We start from the raw sequence: 19,334 nt of genomic DNA on the forward strand, positions 1-19,334 counted from the left end.
GAAAAGGGTTACCGTGGAATGTAGGTGGTTAGCAAGAGTAAAGAACTGTCAATGTGATTGCTACGGTTCCGACTCGGTTCGCCACCTCGCAACTGACCACGCGCTGAAGGAAGGCGCCAGCGACAGCCGGAGGAACACATGTGCGGAATCGCCGGATGGATCTCGTTCGAACGCGATCTACGCGTCGAACAGTCCACCGTGGATGCCATGGCCGAGACGATGAACTGCCGGGGGCCGGACGATCGCGGTACCTGGGTCGTCGAACACGCCGCGCTCGGGCACCGAAGGCTCGCGATCATCGATCTGCCGGGTGGGCATCAGCCGATGAGCGTGGACACCCCCGGCGGGACCGTTGCGATGGTCTACTCCGGTGAGGTGTACAACTTCGGTGAACTGCGCGAGGAGCTGTACGGGCGCGGTCACCGATTCGCCACCGACTCCGACACCGAGGTGGTGCTCCACGGATACCTGGAGTGGGGAGAGGCCGTCGCGGAGCGGCTCAACGGCATGTATGCCTTCGCCATCTGGGATTCGCGGACCGACACCCTCGTGATGATCCGCGACCGGATGGGCATCAAGCCGTTCTACTACTACGAGACCCGAGACGGTGTCCTGTTCGGTTCGGAACCCAAAGCGATCCTTACCAATCCGATCGCCGAGTCGACCGTCACGATGGACGGGATCCGGGAACTGTTCGCGTTCGTGAAGACACCGGGACACGCCGTGTGGGACGGCATGCGTGAGGTGGAACCGGGCACGGTGGTCACCGTCTCGCGCACCGGACTGCGGGCGCACAGGTACTGGACCCTGCAGACCCGTCCGCACACCGACGACCGGGACACCTCCGTCGCGCACGTCCGTGAACTCCTCGACGACATCGTGCGCAGGCAACTGGTCGCCGACGTGCCGCGTTGCACCCTGCTGTCCGGTGGTCTCGACTCGTCCGCGATGACCGGCATCGCCGCCGAGCAGCTCGCCGAGGTCGGTGAGACGGTCCGCACGTTCGCCGTCGACTTCGTCGGTCAGACCGAACATTTCGTGGCCGACGAACTGCGGGGCACCCCGGACACTCCGTACGTGCACGACGTGGCCCGGCGGTCCCGGACCGCGCACCAGGACATCGTCCTCGACTCCGACGCACTCGCGGACCCCGCTGTGCGCGCGAAGGTCATCCGGGCACGCGACATCCCCATGGGCCTCGGTGACATGGACGCGTCGCTGTATCTGCTGTTCAAGGCGATCCGTCAGCACTCCACGGTGGCGCTGTCGGGTGAGTCTGCCGACGAGGTGTTCGGCGGATACAAGCAGTTCTTCGATCCGAAGGCGCAGCAGGCGAACACCTTCCCGTGGCTCGTGCAGGTCGCCGAGCACTTCGGCGACGAGAGCAACATCTTCACCCCGGAGGTCACGGCGGGGCTGAACATGGACGACTACGTGCAGGACTCGTACTACGCGGCCGTGTCCGGGATCGACCGGCTGGACGGCGAATCCGACTTCGAGTGGCGGATGCGCAAGATCTGTTACCTCCATCTGACGCGTTTCGTCCGCGTGCTGCTCGACCGCAAGGACCGCGCGAGCATGGCCGTCGGACTCGAGGTCCGGGTGCCGTTCTGCGATCACCGGCTGGTCGAGTATGTCTACAACACGCCGTGGTCGCTGAAGACGTTCGACGGCAAGGAGAAATCGTTGCTGCGGGCGGCGACCAGGGATGTGCTGCCGCAGTCGGTGATCGACCGGGTGAAGTCGCCGTACCCGTCCACCCAGGACCCGAAGTATGCGGTGGCGTTGCAGCAGCACGGCAAGGACCTGCTCAGCGATCCCTCGAACCCGGTGTTCGGCCTGGTCAGTGCGGACTGGCTGTCCCGGGCGGTCTCCGTCGACACCCCGCAGATCAATCAGGTGTCGCGTCGCGGACTCGAGCGCACGCTCGACCTCGCGCTGTGGATGGACATGTACAACCCGACGATCAAATTGTCTTAGTCCAGGCCGAGGTTCCGGTAGCGGGCGAGCCGGGCTGCGAAGCGTTCGCTCTCGGGAACCCCGGTCAGGGCACGGAGTTCCCGGGAGATGGCCTCGCCGACCCGCTTGGAGAAATCGACGGCCTCGTCGGCGGCGTCCGGATGCTCGGGGATGATGGCGTCGATGACGCCGTCGCGCAGCAGGTCGAGCGAACGGATGCCCTGCGCGGCCGCCATCTCGGGGGCGTGCGAGGTATCGCGGTGGACGATCGCGCTGGCGCCTTCGGGAGGAAGCGGGGCCAGCCACCCGTTCTGCGCGGCGAGCACCCGGTCGGCAGGGAGGAAGGCGAGCGCCCCGCCGCCCGTGCCCTGACCGAGCAGGACGGACACGGTCGGCGTCTTCAACGTCACGAGGTCGGAGATGCAGCGGGCGATCTCAGGGGCCAGGCCGCGTTCCTCCGCTTCCTGAGACAGCGCTGCACCGAGGGTGTCGATCACCAGGACCAGGGGGATCTGCAGCTCCTCGGCCAACCGCATGCCGCGGCGGGCCTCGCGGAGGGCGGCGGGCCCCATCGTGTTCAGGGCCGACTGCCCGGCGCGGTCCTGGCCCAGCAACACGCACGGTGCGCCCCGGAAACGAGCCAGCGACAGCAGCACCGTCCCCTCGGTTTCGCCCTGACCGGTGCCGCTGAGGGGCACCTGCTCGGTGGCCGCGTGCCGTAGCAGGTGTCGGATGCCGGGCCGGTCGGCGCGCCGCGACAGCATCACCGACTGCCACGCGGGCACGTCGGGAATGTCGACGTCCGGCGCCGGTTCGGTGACGGTGGCGGTCGACGTCGGCGGATCGATCAGCACCCGCAACGCCCGGTGGACGAGCCGGCGCAGGCGCGTGGCGGGGACGACGCCGTCGATGACGCCGTTGCGGTACAGGTTCTCGGACGTCTGCACGCCCTCGGGGAACTTCTCGCCGTAAAGGGCCTCGTAGACGCGGGGTCCGAGGAACCCCACGAGTGCACCGGGTTCGGCCACCGTGATGTGCCCGAGGGAACCCCAGGACGCGAACACGCCGCCGGTGGTCGGGTTCCGCAGGTACACCAGGTAGGGGAGATGGGCGGCCTTGTGAGTGGCGACGGCCGCCGCGATCTTCACCATCTGCACGAAGGCGACGGTGCCCTCCTGCATGCGCGTGCCGCCCGATGTGGGCGAGGCGAGCAGGGGGAGACCCTCACGGGTGGCGCGTTCGATGGCGGAGACGATCCGCTCGGCGGCGGCTACGCCGATCGAACCGGCCAGGAACGCGAACTCGCACGCGATCACCGCGACCGGGCGCCCGCGAACGGTGCCGACGCCGGTGATCACCGATTCGTCGACACCCGACTTCTCGGCGGCCTTCTGCAGGTCGGCGCGGTACTTCTCGTTCGGCCGCGCATCGACGGGTGTGGTGTCCCAGGAGACGAAGCTGCCTGCGTCCAGTACCAACTCGAGCACGTCGTGGGCGGAAATCTTGGCGGCCATGGCCCTGAGAGTAGCGGTCGGTCCGGGGCGGCAGATGTCTGCTACGGCGGGTGACGGTCGCCCACCCGGCCGCCCACACAGCCGGAACACCGCAAACAGTGCCCGGGTGGAACCCGGCAATTGACACCGAAACCGCTGTCGCGGTGTCTAAAGTCAGATGGGTTGACGCAGGTCGGGTACGAGAACGACGACACATTTCCCGAGTGGAGCAGTCATATGGACCTCAACACCATCACCGATGTCGTTCGGCGTCCAGCCGACCATCCGGGTGCGGCGTGGCGGGAAGGCGACGCGTGGCTGGCCGGGGGAACGTGGCTGTTCTCCGAGCCGCAGCCCGACCTGCGCCGTCTCGTCGATCTCACGACGCTCGGCTGGGAGACCCTGCTGCCGAGCGACGCGGGCCTCGAGATCGGCGCGACGTGCACGATTCGTGAGCTGTATGCGCTTGCGCCGCCGGACGACTGGAGAGCCGCCTCGCTGTTCGGAACGAGTTGCGAGGCCTTCCTGGCGTCGTTCAAGGTCTGGAATTCGGCGACGGTGGGCGGCAACATCTGCATGTCGCTTCCCGCGGGCCCGATGATCACGATGGCGGTCGCGCTCGAGGCGACGTACACACTGTGGGCCGCCGACGGGTCCGAGCGCACCGTCGACGCCGCCGACTTCGTGACGGGCAACCGCGAGAACGTGCTCGCACCGGGTGAGATCCTGCGCCGCATCGACATCCCGATCGGTGCCCTCCGCAAGCGTCACACGCATCGGCGCTTCACCCTCACGCGCCTCGGCCGTTCGACGGTGTTCATGATCGGCACCCAGGCGCCCGGCGGCGACGACTTGCTGCTCACGATCACGGCGGGCACCACCCGTCCGATCCGGCTGGCCTTCGACGCCGTACCCGACGCCGGCTCGCTCCAGCAGAGCATCGACGCGATACCCGACGACGTGTGGTTCGACGATCCCAACGGCACCCCCGACCACCGTCGCCATCTGACGAAGCACTTCGCCGAGGAGATCCGGACCGAGTTCACCGCAGGAGACCGGCAATGACGTACACCGTGAACGGCAGGGCGTTCGACGAGGAACCGAATCCCGGGCAGTGTCTGCGCACGTTCGTGCGGTCGCTCGGTCATCACGGCGTCAAGAAGGGTTGCGACGCAGGCGATTGCGGAGCCTGCACGGTGTGGCTCGACGGCGATCCCGTGCACAGTTGCATCACGCCCGCGTTCCGCGCGGAGGGGCGGGAGGTGACCACCATCGAGGGCCTCGGTTCGCCGGACGACCTGCATCCGCTGCAGCGGCAGTTCCGTGACGCCCCCGGGTTCCAGTGCGGATTTTGCACCGCGGGCATGATCATGACGTCGGCGACGTTCACCGACGCCCAGAAGGAAGACCTGCCACGCGCGCTGAAGGGCAATCTCTGCCGCTGCACCGGCTATCGGGCCATCGAAGATGCCGTGAACGGTGTCGCCGCGGTGGAGGTCGCCGAGCCGGGGCGCGCGGTCGGCACCAGCGTCGGGGCACCCGCGGCCACCGATGTGGTGACCGGCCGCGCCGAGTTCACCATGGACACCGAGATCGAGGGCATGCTGCACCTCGAGGTGCTGCATTCTCCGCATGCGCACGCCCGCATCGTGTCGATCGACACGACGGCGGCGCTCGCCGTCCCCGGCGTGCACCGCGTGTACACGTGGGAGGACGTGCCCCGGAAGCGGTTCACGACCGCGATCCACACCGATCATCTCGTCGACCCTGATGACACGTACATCCTCGACGACACGGTCCGCTTCGCCGGTCAGCGGGTGGTCGCGGTGCTGGCCGACACGGTCGGCGCCGCGGAGGAGGGGTGTCGCAGGGTGGTCGTCGAATACGACGTGCTGCCCGCGGTGTTCGACCCGGAGGAGGCGATGGCCGACGGTGCACCGCAGTTGCACGGTTCGGACGACCCGTTCGTGCGGGATCCCGTGCACAACATCCTGCTCGAGCTCCACGGGGAGGTGGGTGACATCGAGGCGGGGTTCGCCGAGGCCGACGTGATCCACGAGGGCACCTACTTCACCCCGCGCGTGCAGCACGCTCATCTCGAGACGCACGGGTCGATCGCCTGGATGGAGGACGGCCGCCTGCACGTGCGCACGAGTTCGCAGTCGCCGTCGATCGCGAAGGTCAAGTTGGCTCACCTGTTCGACCTGCGCCCCGACCAGTTGCGCGTGTTCTGTATGCGCGTCGGGGGTGGTTTCGGCGGCAAACAGGAGGTGATCTCGGAGGATCTGGTCGCGCTCGCGACCCTCGACACGGGCAGGCCCGTCTGCTTCGAGTTCACTCGGGAGGAAGAGTTCACGACGGCGTCGCCGCGGCACCCGATGAAGCTGACGATCACGCTCGGCGCCCGGGCCGACGGCACACTCACGGCGTTCCGGGTGCGCAACGTGTCGAACACGGGCGCGTACGGCAACCACGGCGGCGAGACGTTGTTCGCCGCCGGTGCCGCCATCTCGGCGTACCGGTGTCTCAACAAGAAGTTCGATGGGTACTCCGTCTACACGAACAGCGTGCCCAGCGGAGCGCTGCGCGGGTACGGCATGACCCAGCCCGCCTTCGCGGTGGAGTCCGCCATGCACGAGCTGGCGGTCGCGCTCGACATCGACCCGCTCGAGTTGCGGCGCCGCAACATCGTCCGCCCCGGTGACTCACTCGTCGCGATCGACGACGGTCCCGACGACGTCGTGTTCGCGGAGGACGGGCTCGGGCAGTGCATCGACCTCGTCGACGCCGCACTGAGGCGGACCGCGAACGGGCAGGTGCTGGGCGACGACTGGCTCGTCGGCGAGGGCACCGCGAGCTCGCTGCACGAGACGGCGCCCCCGACCGAACATATCTCCGAGGCGTGGGCGACGCTCGGCGACGACGGCGTGTACGAACTCGCAGTCGGCACCGTCGAATTCGGTGAGGGGACGTCGACTGCACACGTGCAGATCGCGGCCACCCACCTCGGCACCACCCCGTCGCGGGTGCGTCTCGTGCAGTCCGACACCGACCGTACGGGCTTCGACACGGGGGCGTTCGCCAGCGCCGGCCTCTTCGTCGCGGGCAACGCCGTGTCGCGGGCGTCGGAGGCCCTGCGCGACCGCATCCTGGCGTTCGCCGCCGCGCACACCGGGGTCGACGTCGCGTCGTGCTCGATGGACGACGACGGGGTGCTCTGCGACGGCACGCGCGTGCCGCTGACCGAACTCCTCGACGCCGCCCGCCGGCGCGGCATCCGGTTCACCGAGGCGCGCAAGGCGTACGGGTCGCCGCGCAGCGTCGTCTCCAACACCCACGGTTTCCGCATCGCCGTCCACCGCGTGACGGGCGAGATCCGCATCCTCTACAGCGTCCACGCCACGGACGCCGGGGTAATCATCAACCCGGTGCAGGTCCGCGGCCAGATCGAGGGCGGCGTCGCCCAGGGCATCGGATTCGCGCTGACCGAGAACTTTCACGTCGACGACAACGGTGTGATGATCAACCCCAGCCTGCGCAACTACCGCATCCCCACCTACGCCGACATTCCCCGTACCGAAGTGCTGCTGGTCGATTCGATGGATTCCGTCGGACCGATGCGTGCGAAGGGAATGGCGGAGTGCTGCATCAACCCGGTGGCGCCCGCGCTGGCCAACGCCCTGGAAAACGCGACGGGCGTGCGTTTTCGCGAGTTGCCGCTCACCCCCGAGCGGATCTACCACCGAATCGGCGAGAACCGATCGGTTCCGACGACCTGAGCCGTGAGGAGAGGGCGATGGACACCGAGAAGCCCACCGAGAAATCCACCGGCAACGCCGCGACGGTCATCATCGGCCAGAAGGTGCGCGCCGGAGCCGAGGAGGCGTTCGAGGCCTGGCAGCAGGACATGAACACCGCCGCGTCCCACTACCCCGGGTTCCTGGGCGCCGAGATCTCCGCGCCCACCGCCGTGCAACCCGACTGGGTCGTGGTCTACCGCTTCGACTCCGTCGCCCACGTGCAGGCCTGGATCAACAGCGCCACCCGGCAGCAGCGGCTGGACGAGGGGCAGCAGTACTTCGACGGCCCCGCCACCCAGCAGGTCATCAGCGGGGGCGCACGCGAGTCGGATCCGCTCGTGACGGTCGTCGTGACGCACCGTGTCGGTCCGGAGCACGTCGACGATTTCCTCGCGTGGCAGGATCGACTGCGATTGGAAGAGAGCAAGTTCGACGGCTTCCGCGGCAGCGAACTCTTCCGGCCCATCGAGGGAATCCAGGACGAGTGGACAGCGCTGTACCGCTACGACAACGCCGCCGACCTCGACAGGTGGCTCACCTCGGCGAAGCGTCAGGAACTTCTCGCCGAGGGGGAGAAGTTCCACGACTTCGAATTGCGCACCATCGACAACTCCTTCGGGAGCTGGTTCGCGTTCGACGAAAACGGCAACGAGGCGCCGCCGCCGTCCGAAACCAAGACGTCGATCGCGGTGTGGGTCGGTCTCTATCCCACCGTCGTGATTCTCACCCTCGCGTTGTCGCCGCTGAAGATGCCGCTGTGGCTCGGTCTGCTCGTCGGAAACCTGCTGTCCAGCTTCATCATGAGCTTCGTGACGATGCCGTACTACGTGAACCGGGTGCTGGGGCGCTGGCTGCGGCCACTCCCGGACGTTCCGGAAGCGACAACGAACCGTCGAGGGCTCGCGATCGTCGCCGGGGTTATGGTGTTCTGGGTCATCGTCTTCTACCTGATGACCCGCCAATTCTGGACCCTGCCCTGAGAAGAAAGAAATCGGTGCCCCATGTCAGCCTCGGAGATCCGCGTGAGCCGAACGATCGATGCGCCCGTCGGCGCGGTCTGGGCGGTCGTCACCGATCTGGACAACGCGGAATCGGTGCTGAGCGGTGTGGAGAAGCTCGAGAGGCTGGACTCGACGAAATACGAAGTCGGCACGCGGTGGCGCGAGACCCGGGTGCTGTTCGGCAAGTCGTCGACCGAGGAAATGTGGGTCACGGAGATCGACCCGGAGAAGCGCACCGTGGTGAAGGCGTCGTCCCACGGCGCCGACTACACGACGGTGTTCACCTTGGAGCCTGCCGGTGACGGCACCACCCTGACGTTCCACTTCTCAGCGGAAGCAACTGGGCTCGGCGCAGTGTCGAAGTTCATGATGAAAGTGTTCGGCTCCTTCGCGCTGAAGGCCACCACCAAGGCGATCCGGCGCGACCTCGACGACATCGCCGACGCCGCCGAGAAGCGGGCCGGCTGACCGACTGCACCTACCGCCCGCCGAGAGGCACGGACCCGTGCGCTGCGGGGAGCGCGGGGAGGGCGCCCAACGGCAGCGGCACCAGCGTGGTGGATAGGGGTTCGGCGCGGCCCAGTCCGAACTTGCGCACCTCGGTGCCGCCCGGCCCGGGGCCGCTGACGAGCAGGTCGGCGCCGCTTGTGGTGCTGTTGGTGGCCACCTGAACCCCGCTGCCGGGAGGGCCGCCGGCGAACGGTGCGAACGACGCGATCTGAGTGAACACGACGTCGCCGGAGTGGTGGTTCGGGCTCGCGAGATACATGGCCGGTTCACCGTCGAGGCGTGACCCACTCGACCACACACGAACGGTGCCGTCGCCGCCCAGCATGCCGGTGACGATGCTCTTCGCTCCGCCTTCGGCACCGGCCACCCATCCCGTCGAGAGTGAGACACCGCCGAGGTAGCTCTCGTCGAAGGCCAGGAACTCCGACGTCGTCCGCGGTCCGTCGGTGTGGCCGGCGTGCTCGTCCGCGGTGCCGTCGGCAGTCGCGGCGGCGGTCGGCTCGAACAGGTCGTAGCGGAACGTCTTCACACGAGGCGCTTCTCCCGGCCCGGGGGCGGTGACGATGCTTGCCCGGCCCGAGGCGGCGTCGACCAGGCCCGTCGCGACGGTGACCCCGGACTGCGACCCGGGGTAGGGGGTGAAGCTCGAGAAGACCTCGGGTGCCGTGCCCTTCTCCGTGGGCAGGGTTGACGAGAACACCTTCACCTGCGATTCGGTGCCGGGGCCGGTTCCGGCGATGATGTTGTCGGCCAGTGCGTTTCCGTCGATGTCCGCACCCGCGACGTTCACGCCCCCGCGGAAGCCGTCGTCGAACGGGGCGAACCGGGTCAGCTCGGCGGTGAACGGGCCGGAGCCGACATCGTTGCCGTCGTACGCGACGACCTCCGGCGACACACCCGCACCGGTCCCGGCGACGAGGTCGAGGATCATGTCGCCGTTGACGTCGGCCATCGCCACCGTCGGGGTGCCCTCGAACGACGGGAACGGTGCGACTGCGGCGATCACCTTGTCGCCGTTGCCGTCGTGGACCTGCACGGTCGCGGGGGTGCCCGCCGAACCCGGCACCGCCACCGCGTACGTCGACATCTCGGGGATGACGTTGACGGTGGCCATCAGTCCGTTGTCCTCGTGGTTGAGGCGATGGCAGTGGATCACGAAAGTGCCCGTGTACTCGGTGAATTTCGTGCGCAGCGTCACCGATGCGGGCACGAGCGGGTTCTCGTTCGCGTCGGTGACGGGCGCCGGCACGTTCACGTTGTCCTCGCCCCACGGTTGCACCCCGGTCCGGGTGCCCGCGATCGGATCGACGATCTCCATCACCTGGAAGTCGTTGACGTGGATGTGCATCGGATGTTCGTCGTTGTTGAGGTTCGTGATCAACCATTCCTCGACCGAATTGAGGCGCGGCTGGATCAGCGGGATGTTCGGGAACGTGTTGTCGTCGAACTCGTAGGTGAAGGCCTTCGGGTCGCTGTTGCTGGCCTTCTCGTTGCCGAATCCGCCCGAGACCGTGAGGGTGCGCTTCACGTCCGGTGTCATCACCGACGTGTCCACGAACGATGTGTACGCGTCGAGGTTCTGACCGGGCTCGAACGGCGTGGTCCGGCCTTCACCGCTGTCGGGTGTGACGTGGAGGAGGGTCTGGGTGGGGAAGGTGAAGAAGCCGTCGGCGTAACTGATCACCGACGGGTCGACCGTCACCGTGCCCAGCTCGGCCGGCGGATTGTCGGTGCCGTTGTTGGTGTAGAGCACGCCGGGATTGGTGACGGGTTTCGCCCCGTCCAGCGGTGGCATGTCGAGCACCAGATCGCCGGTGTCCGGCATCGTCACGGCGATCGCGTACCGCGACCCCGGCGGGATGACGAGCCGGGTGCCGTCACCACCGACGGGCAACTGCACCTGGGTGAAGGGGTTTCCGTCCTGGCCGACGACGGCGAACTTCGGGTGGTTGCCCGTCGCGGTCTCGGTGAGCCTGAGCGGCATGTAGGCGAAATCGCTGATGTTCGCCAGCGACCAGATCTCCGTCTGGCCCGGCTTCAGTTTCAGCTCCGGCTGGAACTGCCCGTTGACCGTGTACTGCACGTCGCGTTCGTTGTCCGGCAGCGACGGGTCGGCGGGAATGTTCGTCGAATCACTGCTGAAGCTCTGGAGATTGCCCGGCACGAACTGGTTCTGCCCGCGATGATTCGCCGGCGACAGCGGCCCGGAATACCAGTTGGTGACGTACTGGGAGCCCTCCGTGGTTTCCGAGAAGTTCACGGGCGCCAGGCTCGGCTCGTACGTTCCGTCGGCGAGCTGAGTCCCCTCCGGCGGCGTCAGCGTGCTCACGAACTGTGGCCAGTTCGGGTCGTTCAGCTGGTGGCCGTTGCCTTTACGGTCGAAGACGAAGTTGTACTGCAACGCCATGTCACGGATGGGAACGTCGTTCTGCGTCACCAGCGGAAGGTTGCCGTCGGACCTGCCGATCTCCAGCAGTCCCGCGAGCCCCGCATACGTCTGCTGCGCCGTCATCGTGTGACGGTGACTGTGGTACCAGTACAGGCCGTTCGGCATGTCCTTCGGCACCGCGTAGTCGTAGACGTTGCCCATCCCGGCGGGGATGTCGAGCAGCACGTTGTCGGCGTTGCCGTCCGGGCTCACGTGAAGACCGTGGGTGTGCAGGTTCAGCGGCGCCGAGTCGAGGGCCGGGGGATAGATCGGGACCTCCCCGCCCGCCGGCGTGAACGCGGGGTCGTAGAAGTCCTCGATCGTCAGGTTCCGGAGATCGTTGTCGTAGTGGATGATCAGGCGCTCACCCGGATCGACGCGCAACGTCGGTGCCGGGTAGACGTCGTCGCCCGTGGTCGAACCGTCCGAACTCGTGCCCCGCAGAACCTCGTATCCGAAGACCAGGAAGCCCGACACCGGCTCCGAGACGGTGTCGAGGTCGACCGTGCCCTGATGGGCCGACAGTCGAACCTCGAGCACCCCGTTCTCGCTCGACAGCTTCACCGGCTCCTGGTAGGCCACCGGGGTGCCGTCGGGGCCGGCGTTGCCACCGCGCGCAGTGGCCGGCTCGTCGGACGTGCAGGCCGTCAGCATCAACGTCATGGACGCGACCACGGCGACGGCGAGGGCGGCGATCGGCTTCCCGCGACGGACGACCATGGGTGTTCCCCGTTCCACGACGGCAGCTGAGCAGCATCGATCGACGATTCGAAGACTACACAGGGAACTTGGCCGTGCGCTGGGAATTCACTACCTGCCGAGCGCCTCCTTCCACGACACGACCTTGCCGATCCGCAGGATCGAGCGCTGGTAGATCTTCGCGGCCAGCACGCTGAGTGCGGCGGTCACCGCGAGCATCAGAGCGACCGTGACGACCACCTGGACCGGGGACGCCACGCCGGCGGCGATGCGCAGCGGCATCAGGATCGCCGAGAACGGCGGAATCCAGCTGAGGACGTTGCTGAGGGTGCCGTCCGGGTTGCTCACCGAGGAGAAGGCGCTGAAGAACATGATGACGATCAGCACCATCAGCGGTGACGCGGTGGCGTTGACGTCCTCCTGCCGCGACACCATCGACCCGGCCGCGGCGTAGAGGACCGCGAAGAACGCGAATCCGAGCACGAACCAGCCGAGCGTTCCGGCCAGCACCCCGATCGCCGTCCCCGTCACGGTGAGCACGCCCGTCGCGAGCCCGGCCGCGACACCGGCCACACCGTAGGCGGTCAACTGGACGAGACCGACCGCGCCGATGCCGATCACCTTGCCCCAGAGCAGCTGCAGCGGACGGAGGGTCGACAGGAGCAGTTCCACGACGCGGCTCGACTTCTCCTCCACCACACCCATCGCCACGTACATGCCGAACATCATGATCTGCATGTACAGCAGGACGACCACGGCGATGGAGAGGGCCACGCGCTGGCCCTTCTCCGGGTCGGGCGGATCGAGTGCGTCGACGGTGACCACCGCCCGGCCGGTCGCTTCGGCGAGTTGCGCGGGATCCACGCCCTGCGCGGCGAGCGCACCGGACTGAGCCTGCTGCACCACGGCCGCGTCGATCACGGTGCGAAGCCCGGAGCCGATCTCGGATTCGGTGAAGGCCGTGACGGATCCGTTGGTGCCGGGAATCAGGGCGACGTCGAGGTCACCGTTCCCCACCTCGTCCCGCGCGGCCTGTTCGTCGGTGGTCGGGACGACGTCGACCGGCGTCCCGACCGCGTCACCGGTGGCGACGAGAGCGGGCGCGAGCGACTGGTCGCCGACGAGTCCGATGGTGGCGCGTTCGTCGTCGCCGCCCGAGAACAGCGAGTACGCGACGATGCCGCCCACGATGGCCAGCAGGATGATCACGTTGCTGATGACGAAGCTCTTCTTCGCCACTTGTGTCAGGAATTCGCGGCGGGCCACGAGGCCGATCGCGCGGGCGGGGCTCAGTGGGGCACTCATGCCGTGACCACCTCTCGGAACAGATCGGTCAGGGTCGGCCGGCGCAGCGAGAATTCGTGCACCGGTCCGGTCTTCAGGGCGGTGTGCAGGATCAGCTGGTCGTCCACGTCAGTGTCGAGCGACAGCAGGGTCCGGCCGTCGAGGTGACTGATCGTGGTGACGCCCTCGAGGTGATGGGCCCAGCCGACCGGCGCCTCCGGAGCGTGGACTTCGAGTTGGGCGTTGCCGCCGCCGCGGAGTTCGTCGACGGTGCCGACGGCACGCATCCGGCCGTGGCTGATGATGCCGACGCGGTGGCACAGGCGCTGGACGAGTTCGAGCTGATGGCTCGAGAAAATCACCGGCACCCCAGTGTTCGCCTTCTCCACCAGCACCTCGCTCATCACGTCCACCGCGACGGGGTCGAGCCCGGAGAAGGGTTCGTCGAGAACCAGCACCGCCGGATCGTGGACCAGCGCGGCGGCCAGCTGGACGCGTTGCTGATTGCCGAGCGAGAGTGCGTCGACGGTGTCTCCGACACGGTCCGCGATGCCGAGGCGTTCGGTCCAGCGGCCGACCGCCTCCCGCGCCGCCGAGCGGGAAATGCCGTGCAGCTCGGCGAGGTATTCGAGTTGTTTGCCCACCTTCATCTTCGGGTACAGCCCGCGTTCCTCCGGCATGTACCCGATGGTGCGCCGCACATCCAGGTCCACCGGCTTGCCGCCGAGCCGGACCTCGCCGGAATCGGCGGACAGGACGCCCAGCGCGATGCGCATGGTGGTGGTCTTGCCGGCACCGTTGCTGCCGACGAAACCGAAGATTTCACCGGGGCGGACTTCGAAGGACAGGTCGTCGAGTGCGACGACCTCGCCGTACCGTTTGGAGATGCCGTCGATCGTGAGGGTGTGAGACATGGGTCCTTCCCGTTCTCGAGTGCGGGTGTTCCTACGAAGCGAGGTCGTCGGGGTCGGGATCGGGTTGCGTCCAGCCGAGGATCATGGCGGGCGTGCACCCCCCGACCATCAGCGCGGTGACGACGAGCAGTCCCGCGGCGTACGGCACGTTGCCGTGATCGCCGTCCAGCGCGCCGACGAAGATCAGGTAGAGCGCGGGAACGAGCGTCAGTAGCTGGGTGACCGTGAGTCCGATCGACCGGGCACTGTTGCGCTGCTGGATCTCCCACTCGTCGAGAGCGTCGCGCGGAGCGTCGCCCTGCCGCCCGGACACGATCTGGAGCATCGTCCACAGCGGGAAGAACAGCAGGCACGCGGGCAACCACAGCAGCGGCCCGACGACCATGTCGAAATGGCACACGATGCCGACGGCGGTCATGAACACGAACGTCACCCCGAGAGCGATCACCAGGATTCGTCTGCGGCTGCGCGTCCGCCACCTCGGTAGCCACGTCCGGTACCGGCGTTCGTTCTGGAGGAATCTGCGCGTCCGGAACCCCTGGTACCGCTCGATCAGATTGGTCTCAGGCATGGCTCTCCCCGTTTCCTGTCGTGGACGGCGGTCGGTCGGTGCGGTAGAGCTCGGTGGACAGGGGTCCGAACTCGGTGCGGGAGAAGATGGCCTCCACGGGCAGTTCGAACACCCACGAGATACGGAACGCCAGGTCGAGGCTGGGGTAGTGGTCGCCCCGTTCGAGCGCGCCGACGGTCTGGGGATTGACGTCGATGAGTCCCGCCAGCTGAGCCCGGCTCATCCCGCGTTCGGCGCGAAGGACGCCGATGCGGTTGTAGATGGGGAGGGCGTCCCCCCGCCGTACTGGGCTCATGCAACAAAGTGTTGTGAAAACCCAACAGTTTGTCAATGGGATACAACGGAGTGGGTGTCGCAGACCACCGTCCACCCCCCTCGCCGCCGGCCGCACGCCGACAAGTTGACCTCGGGAAATTGAGTGGCAGAGTGGAGGCGATTCGCGCGGGACGGCAGGAAAGGACAGGATTACTGACGTGACCTACACCATCGCAGAGCCTTGTGTCGACGTTCTGGACAAGGCATGCATCGAAGAATGTCCTGTCGACTGCATTTACGAGGGCGGTCGGATGCTCTACATCCACCCCGACGAATGCGTCGATTGCGGCGCCTGTGAGCCGGTCTGCCCCGTCGAGGCGATCTTCTACGAGGACGACGTCCCGGACCAGTGGGTGGAGTACACCAAGGCGAACGCCGACTTCTTCGACGACCTCGGTTCCCCCGGAGGCGCGGCGAAGCTGGGCAAGGTCGACTACGACCCGCCGTTCGTCAAGGCGTTGCCGCCGATGGCCGAAGGCGACTGACTACTCCTCGGACAGCCGGCCGCCGTCCATCCGCCACCGGCGCGTGCTGCGAGTCGAATCCAGCATCCGCCGGTCGTGGGTGACGAGCAGCAGCGTGCCGTCGAAGTTCTCCATGGCCTGCTCGAGCTGTTCGATCGCGGGGAGGTCCAGGTGGTTGGTGGGCTCGTCGAGCACCAGCAGGTTGACGCCCCGCGCCTGCAGCAGGGCCAGGGCGGCGCGGGTGCGTTCGCCCGGTGACAGCGACGCCGCCGGCCGCAGCACGTGGTGTCCCTTGAGCCCGAACTTCGCGAGCAGTGTCCGCACGTCGGCGTCCGGCCAGTCCGGGACCTGCGCCGCGAACGCGTCGGCCACCTTCTCGCCGCCCTCGAACAGGCCGCGGGCCTGATCGATCTCGCCGATCGCCACACCCGAACCGAGTGACGCGGTGCCCGCGTCCAGGGCGATCTTGCCGAGCAGCACCTTCAGCAGGGTCGTCTTGCCGGACCCGTTGGCGCCGGTGATGAGGATCCGGTCACCCCAGTCCACCTGAGTGGTGACCGGACCGAACGTGAATTCGCGGTCCCCGCCCCATGCGACGGTGGCACCGTTCGCCGTCGCCACGACCGATCCGCTGCGTGGGGCTGCCGCGATCTCCATCCGCAGCTCCCACTCCTTGCGCGGCTCCTCGACCACCTCGAGCCGCTCGATCCGGCGTTGCGTCTGCCGGGCCTTCGCGGCCTGCTTCTCGGTGGACTCGGTGCGCAGGCCCTTGCCGATCTTGTCGTTGTCCTTCGCCTTACGCCGCGCATTCCGGACGCCGTGCTCCATCCAGTTCCGCTGCATCTGCGCGCGGTCCTCGAGGTCCGAACGGGTCCCCGCGTACTCCTCGTACGCCTCCCGCGCATGCCTGCGCGCGATCTCCCGTTCGGCGAGGTACGAGTCGTAGCTGCCGTCGTAGACCGCGATCTGCTGCTGTACCAGGTCGAGTTCCACGATGCCGGTCACGGTGCGCGCCAGGAATTCTCGATCGTGACTCACCACCACCATCGCAGCCCGGCTCTCGGCGACGAAACGCTCGAGCTGCTCGAGCCCCACGAGGTCGAGGTCGTTGGTCGGCTCGTCGAGCAGCAGCACGTCGTACCGGGACAGCAGCAGCGACGCCAATCCGGCGCGCGCGGCCTGCCCACCGGACAGCGACGTCATGTGCGCGTCGAGCGGCACCCCCAGCCCGAGTTCGCTCACGACCTTCTCCGCGCGCTCGGCGAGATCGGCGCCGCCCAGCGCCAGCCAGCGTTCCAGGGCGGGGGAGTAGAGATCCTCATCCGACTCGCCGAGCGTTTCCGCGGCCGCATTCATGGTGTGCTCGGCCTCGGTGACGCCGGTCCTGCGACCGAGGAAGTCGAGCACCGTCTCGCCGGAGATCCGGTCGGGTTCCTGGGCGAGGTAGCCGACGGCCGCGTCGGGCGGGCTCAGCACGATACTGCCCTCGACGTCCGCCGAGCCGACCCCCGCGAGCGCAGTCAACAGCGTCGACTTGCCGGCACCGTTCGCCCCCACGAGTCCGGTCACGTCGCCCGGTGCGACGGTCAGATCGAGGCCGGAGAAGAGGGTGCGCTCACCGCGCGAAGCCGACAGTCCGCTGATGCGCAGTGTTGCAGTCACCCGGCGATTATCCACTCAGCGCTTGACGAGGCGGAACCAGCGGGGGTCGGCCTTCTTGAGCGGTCCCGGCATGCCGGTCGTGTCCGCGTCGACGTCCGACACGAGTTTCCACTTCTCGAACGTCCGCTCCACGTCGGAGCGGGAGACCCCGCGCGGCAGCGGTCCGCGATGCCCCGGCCCGAACGCGAACATCAGCAGGGTGGCGTGCGGTTCGCTCACGGTCGTGACGTTCTCGGCGTACGCGACCCGGTCGTGGTCGCTGAGCCCGTGGTAGCACCCCACATCCAGGATCAGGTGGTACCCGCGACCGACGGCGTGCTCGAGGTCGGTGGCGTCCGCGTGCATGAAACGCACGTCGACGCCCGCCTTCCGGGCCTTGGACCGCGCCTTGTCGAGGGCCAGCTGGACGGTGTCGATCCCCGTCACCTGCCACCCCCGCCGGGCCATCTCGATGGCATGGTCACCGGTGCCGCATCCGATGTCGAGGACCTCTCCCGGTGGGGCGTCGAAGGGATCGAGCAACGTCTCGATCTGGCTTCCGAACACGCGGCCCGCTTTCACCCAGGGCGTGATCTTGAACCGATAGGCCAATGTGTATCCGAGGCCCATGTCCGCCCCTTCCACCGGGCGCGTCACCACCTGAACGCCGATGCCGTCGGATTACCCGGTCGCACCGAAACGACACGCGAAAGTCCACATCCTGAGACGCGGGAACATCTGCTCCGGGTCCCCGGTTGGACAGTCTCATGGGTTTCAACAATGCACAGAGTCCTGTACCTACGGTCACGCTCAACGACGGGAACAGCATTCCTGCCCTCGGCTTCGGCGTGTGGCAGGTGCCGGACGACGAGAGCCACGCCGCGGTCACCGAGGCGCTGAAGGCCGGGTACCGCAGCATCGACACCGCCAAGATCTACGAGAACGAAACCGGAGTGGGCCGCGCGCTCGCGGACTCCGGAATTGCCCGCGACGAGCTGTTCGTCACGACCAAGCTGTGGAACGAGGACCAGGGGTACGACTCCACGCTCCGCGCGTTCGACGCCAGCCTGAACCGCCTCGGGCTCGACTACGTCGACCTCTACCTCATCCACTGGCCGGTGCCGTCCGCGGACCGCTACGTGGACACGTTCAAGGCCTTCCAGAAGATCAAGGCCGACGGGCGTGCGCGGTCGATCGGTGTCTCCAACTTCACCCCCGAGACCCTCGACCGGCTGATCGCCGAGACGGGCGAGGTGCCCGCAATCAACCAGGTCGAGCTGCACCCGCGGTTCAACCAGGCCGACCTGCGCGCCTTCCACACCGGAAAGGGCATCGCGACCGAGGCATGGAGCCCGCTCGGGCAGGGCACCGTCCTCGAGGACGAGTCCATCGCGAAGATCGCTGCAGCGCACGGTAAGACGACCGCACAGGTGATCATTCGCTGGCACCTGCAGATCGGCAACGTGGTCATCCCCAAGTCGGTGACGCCGGAGCGCATCGCCGCCAACTTCGACGTCTTCGACTTCGAGCTGACCCCCGACGAGATCAACACGGTCGGGTCGCTGACCCGGGCCGACGGGCGCATCGGCCCCGACCCGGACACGCTGGGCTCGTAGGCGGCTCCGCCGCCCGTGCGCCTTTCTGGTTGCTGCAGCTACCAAAAAGGCGCACGGGCCCGGAGGGCCTAGAGCCGGAAGTCCGCGAAGTCGAAGCCCGGGGTGACGACGCAACTGACGAGAGTCGGTTCGTCGCCCTCGGGCTTCGCTCGTTGCCAGTGCCGCGGCGGGACCAGCAACTGTGGTTGCTGGCCCGCCGCGACGTCTGCGCCGAGGATCTGCGCGTCCGGATTCGCGGGTTCGCTTCCGTCCCCGCCGAGTTCGAGCCGCAGGGGGCTTCCCCGGTGGTACAGCCAGATCTCGGCGCTGCGCACGCTGTGCCATTCCGACTGCTGTCCGGGCATCAGCAGGAACAGGATTGCGGTACCGGCCGCCCTCGGTCCCGGGTAGTCGCCGGGCAGGCTCCCCTCCGGGATCGTGACGTCGCTGCGCCACGTCTCGCGGTACCAGCCGCCTTCGGGGTGCGGTGCGAGGTCGAGGGTGCGGGCCCATTCCGGCAATTCCGTCATGGCGGCCATTCTGCCGCCCCGGCGCCGCGTCCGGGGGTGCGGTTGCACCACCCTGGGGTGTCTTATCTCGGAGGGCCGGAGCCGCGAGAGTCGTAGGTGTTCAGAAAGCGGGGGCACGAAATCCCGCACA

General features: G+C 67.6%; 16 protein-coding genes. 7 read left to right on the forward strand and 9 right to left on the reverse strand.

What is annotated here, in order from left to right:
- Positions 1-138 precede the first annotated feature (138 nt).
- Positions 139-1,980, forward strand: a complete 1,842-nt coding sequence (gene asnB, locus QM693_RS04270) for an asparagine synthase (glutamine-hydrolyzing) (RefSeq protein ID WP_283351519.1) — start codon at positions 139-141, stop codon at positions 1,978-1,980.
- On the opposite strand, the gene QM693_RS04275 is transcribed toward asnB, so the two are convergent.
- Complete coding sequence (locus QM693_RS04275; RefSeq protein WP_280778580.1) at positions 1,977-3,473, reverse strand: acetyl-coenzyme A carboxylase carboxyl transferase subunits beta/alpha; 1,497 nt, start codon at positions 3,471-3,473, stop codon at positions 1,977-1,979. The two genes, asnB and QM693_RS04275, sit on opposite strands and share 4 nt — an antisense overlap.
- A 216-nt stretch (positions 3,474-3,689) precedes the next feature.
- Between QM693_RS04275 and QM693_RS04280 the strand changes: the two genes are divergently transcribed.
- From QM693_RS04280 to QM693_RS04295, 4 genes are read left to right on the forward strand one after another with little or no spacing between them, the layout of a single operon-like run.
- On the forward strand, positions 3,690-4,517 hold the full coding sequence (locus QM693_RS04280; protein WP_283351520.1) for an FAD binding domain-containing protein: 828 nt from the start codon (positions 3,690-3,692) through the stop codon (positions 4,515-4,517).
- Complete coding sequence (locus QM693_RS04285) at positions 4,514-7,231, forward strand: molybdopterin-dependent oxidoreductase (protein WP_283351521.1); 2,718 nt, start codon at positions 4,514-4,516, stop codon at positions 7,229-7,231. Before QM693_RS04280 ends, QM693_RS04285 begins: the two co-directional genes overlap by 4 nt.
- A gap of 17 nt (positions 7,232-7,248) precedes the next feature.
- A complete protein-coding gene (locus tag QM693_RS04290; protein WP_283351522.1) occupies positions 7,249-8,232 on the forward strand; it encodes an antibiotic biosynthesis monooxygenase in 984 nt (327 codons plus the stop codon).
- A 21-nt stretch (positions 8,233-8,253) separates the two neighbouring features.
- The gene (locus tag QM693_RS04295; protein ID WP_144285353.1) at positions 8,254-8,721 is read left to right on the forward strand and encodes an SRPBCC family protein; all 468 of its coding nucleotides are present in this window, start codon (positions 8,254-8,256) and stop codon (positions 8,719-8,721) included.
- 10 nt (positions 8,722-8,731) lie between these two features.
- Here the strand turns inward: QM693_RS04295 and QM693_RS04300 are convergent, their stop codons facing one another.
- The 5 genes from QM693_RS04300 to QM693_RS04320 form a co-directional block, all read right to left on the reverse strand.
- Entirely contained in the window at positions 8,732-11,911 is a 3,180-nt protein-coding gene (locus QM693_RS04300; RefSeq protein ID WP_283351523.1) for a multicopper oxidase family protein, read from the reverse strand.
- Between the two features lie 90 nt (positions 11,912-12,001).
- The gene (locus QM693_RS04305) at positions 12,002-13,195 is read right to left on the reverse strand and encodes an ABC transporter permease (protein ID WP_283351524.1); all 1,194 of its coding nucleotides are present in this window, start codon (positions 13,193-13,195) and stop codon (positions 12,002-12,004) included.
- Entirely contained in the window at positions 13,192-14,088 is an 897-nt protein-coding gene (locus QM693_RS04310; RefSeq protein ID WP_283330763.1) for an ABC transporter ATP-binding protein, read from the reverse strand. Before QM693_RS04310 ends, QM693_RS04305 begins: the two co-directional genes overlap by 4 nt.
- A 31-nt stretch (positions 14,089-14,119) precedes the next feature.
- Positions 14,120-14,659: a hypothetical protein gene (locus QM693_RS04315; protein WP_283330764.1), complete on the reverse strand. Its 540-nt coding sequence runs from the start codon at positions 14,657-14,659 to the stop codon at positions 14,120-14,122.
- The gene (locus QM693_RS04320; protein WP_280778572.1) at positions 14,652-14,954 is read right to left on the reverse strand and encodes a helix-turn-helix transcriptional regulator; all 303 of its coding nucleotides are present in this window, start codon (positions 14,952-14,954) and stop codon (positions 14,652-14,654) included. Before QM693_RS04320 ends, QM693_RS04315 begins: the two co-directional genes overlap by 8 nt.
- Positions 14,955-15,132: 178 nt before the next feature.
- Here QM693_RS04320 and fdxA point away from each other — a divergent pair, with 178 nt between their 5' ends.
- Complete coding sequence (gene fdxA, locus QM693_RS04325; RefSeq protein WP_005244047.1) at positions 15,133-15,459, forward strand: ferredoxin; 327 nt, start codon at positions 15,133-15,135, stop codon at positions 15,457-15,459.
- On the opposite strand, the gene QM693_RS04330 is transcribed toward fdxA, so the two are convergent.
- Both QM693_RS04330 and QM693_RS04335 read right to left on the reverse strand, forming a co-directional pair.
- Positions 15,460-17,100: an ABC-F family ATP-binding cassette domain-containing protein gene (locus QM693_RS04330; RefSeq protein WP_283351525.1), complete on the reverse strand. Its 1,641-nt coding sequence runs from the start codon at positions 17,098-17,100 to the stop codon at positions 15,460-15,462.
- 15 nt (positions 17,101-17,115) lie between these two features.
- Positions 17,116-17,709, reverse strand: a complete 594-nt coding sequence (locus QM693_RS04335) for a class I SAM-dependent methyltransferase (RefSeq protein WP_005260540.1) — start codon at positions 17,707-17,709, stop codon at positions 17,116-17,118.
- A gap of 137 nt (positions 17,710-17,846) precedes the next feature.
- On the opposite strand from QM693_RS04335, the gene QM693_RS04340 reads away from it, so the two are divergent.
- Positions 17,847-18,695: an aldo/keto reductase gene (locus tag QM693_RS04340; RefSeq protein WP_283330766.1), complete on the forward strand. Its 849-nt coding sequence runs from the start codon at positions 17,847-17,849 to the stop codon at positions 18,693-18,695.
- Positions 18,696-18,763: 68 nt separating this feature from the next.
- Here QM693_RS04340 and QM693_RS04345 read toward each other — a convergent pair whose 3' ends face one another.
- A complete protein-coding gene (locus QM693_RS04345; RefSeq protein WP_105414350.1) occupies positions 18,764-19,204 on the reverse strand; it encodes a cupin domain-containing protein in 441 nt (146 codons plus the stop codon).
- Positions 19,205-19,334 lie beyond the last annotated feature (130 nt).

This window comes from Rhodococcus sp. IEGM 1305, from assembly GCF_030058635.1.
Lineage (GTDB): Bacteria > Actinomycetota > Actinomycetes > Mycobacteriales > Mycobacteriaceae > Rhodococcus_F > Rhodococcus_F opacus_D.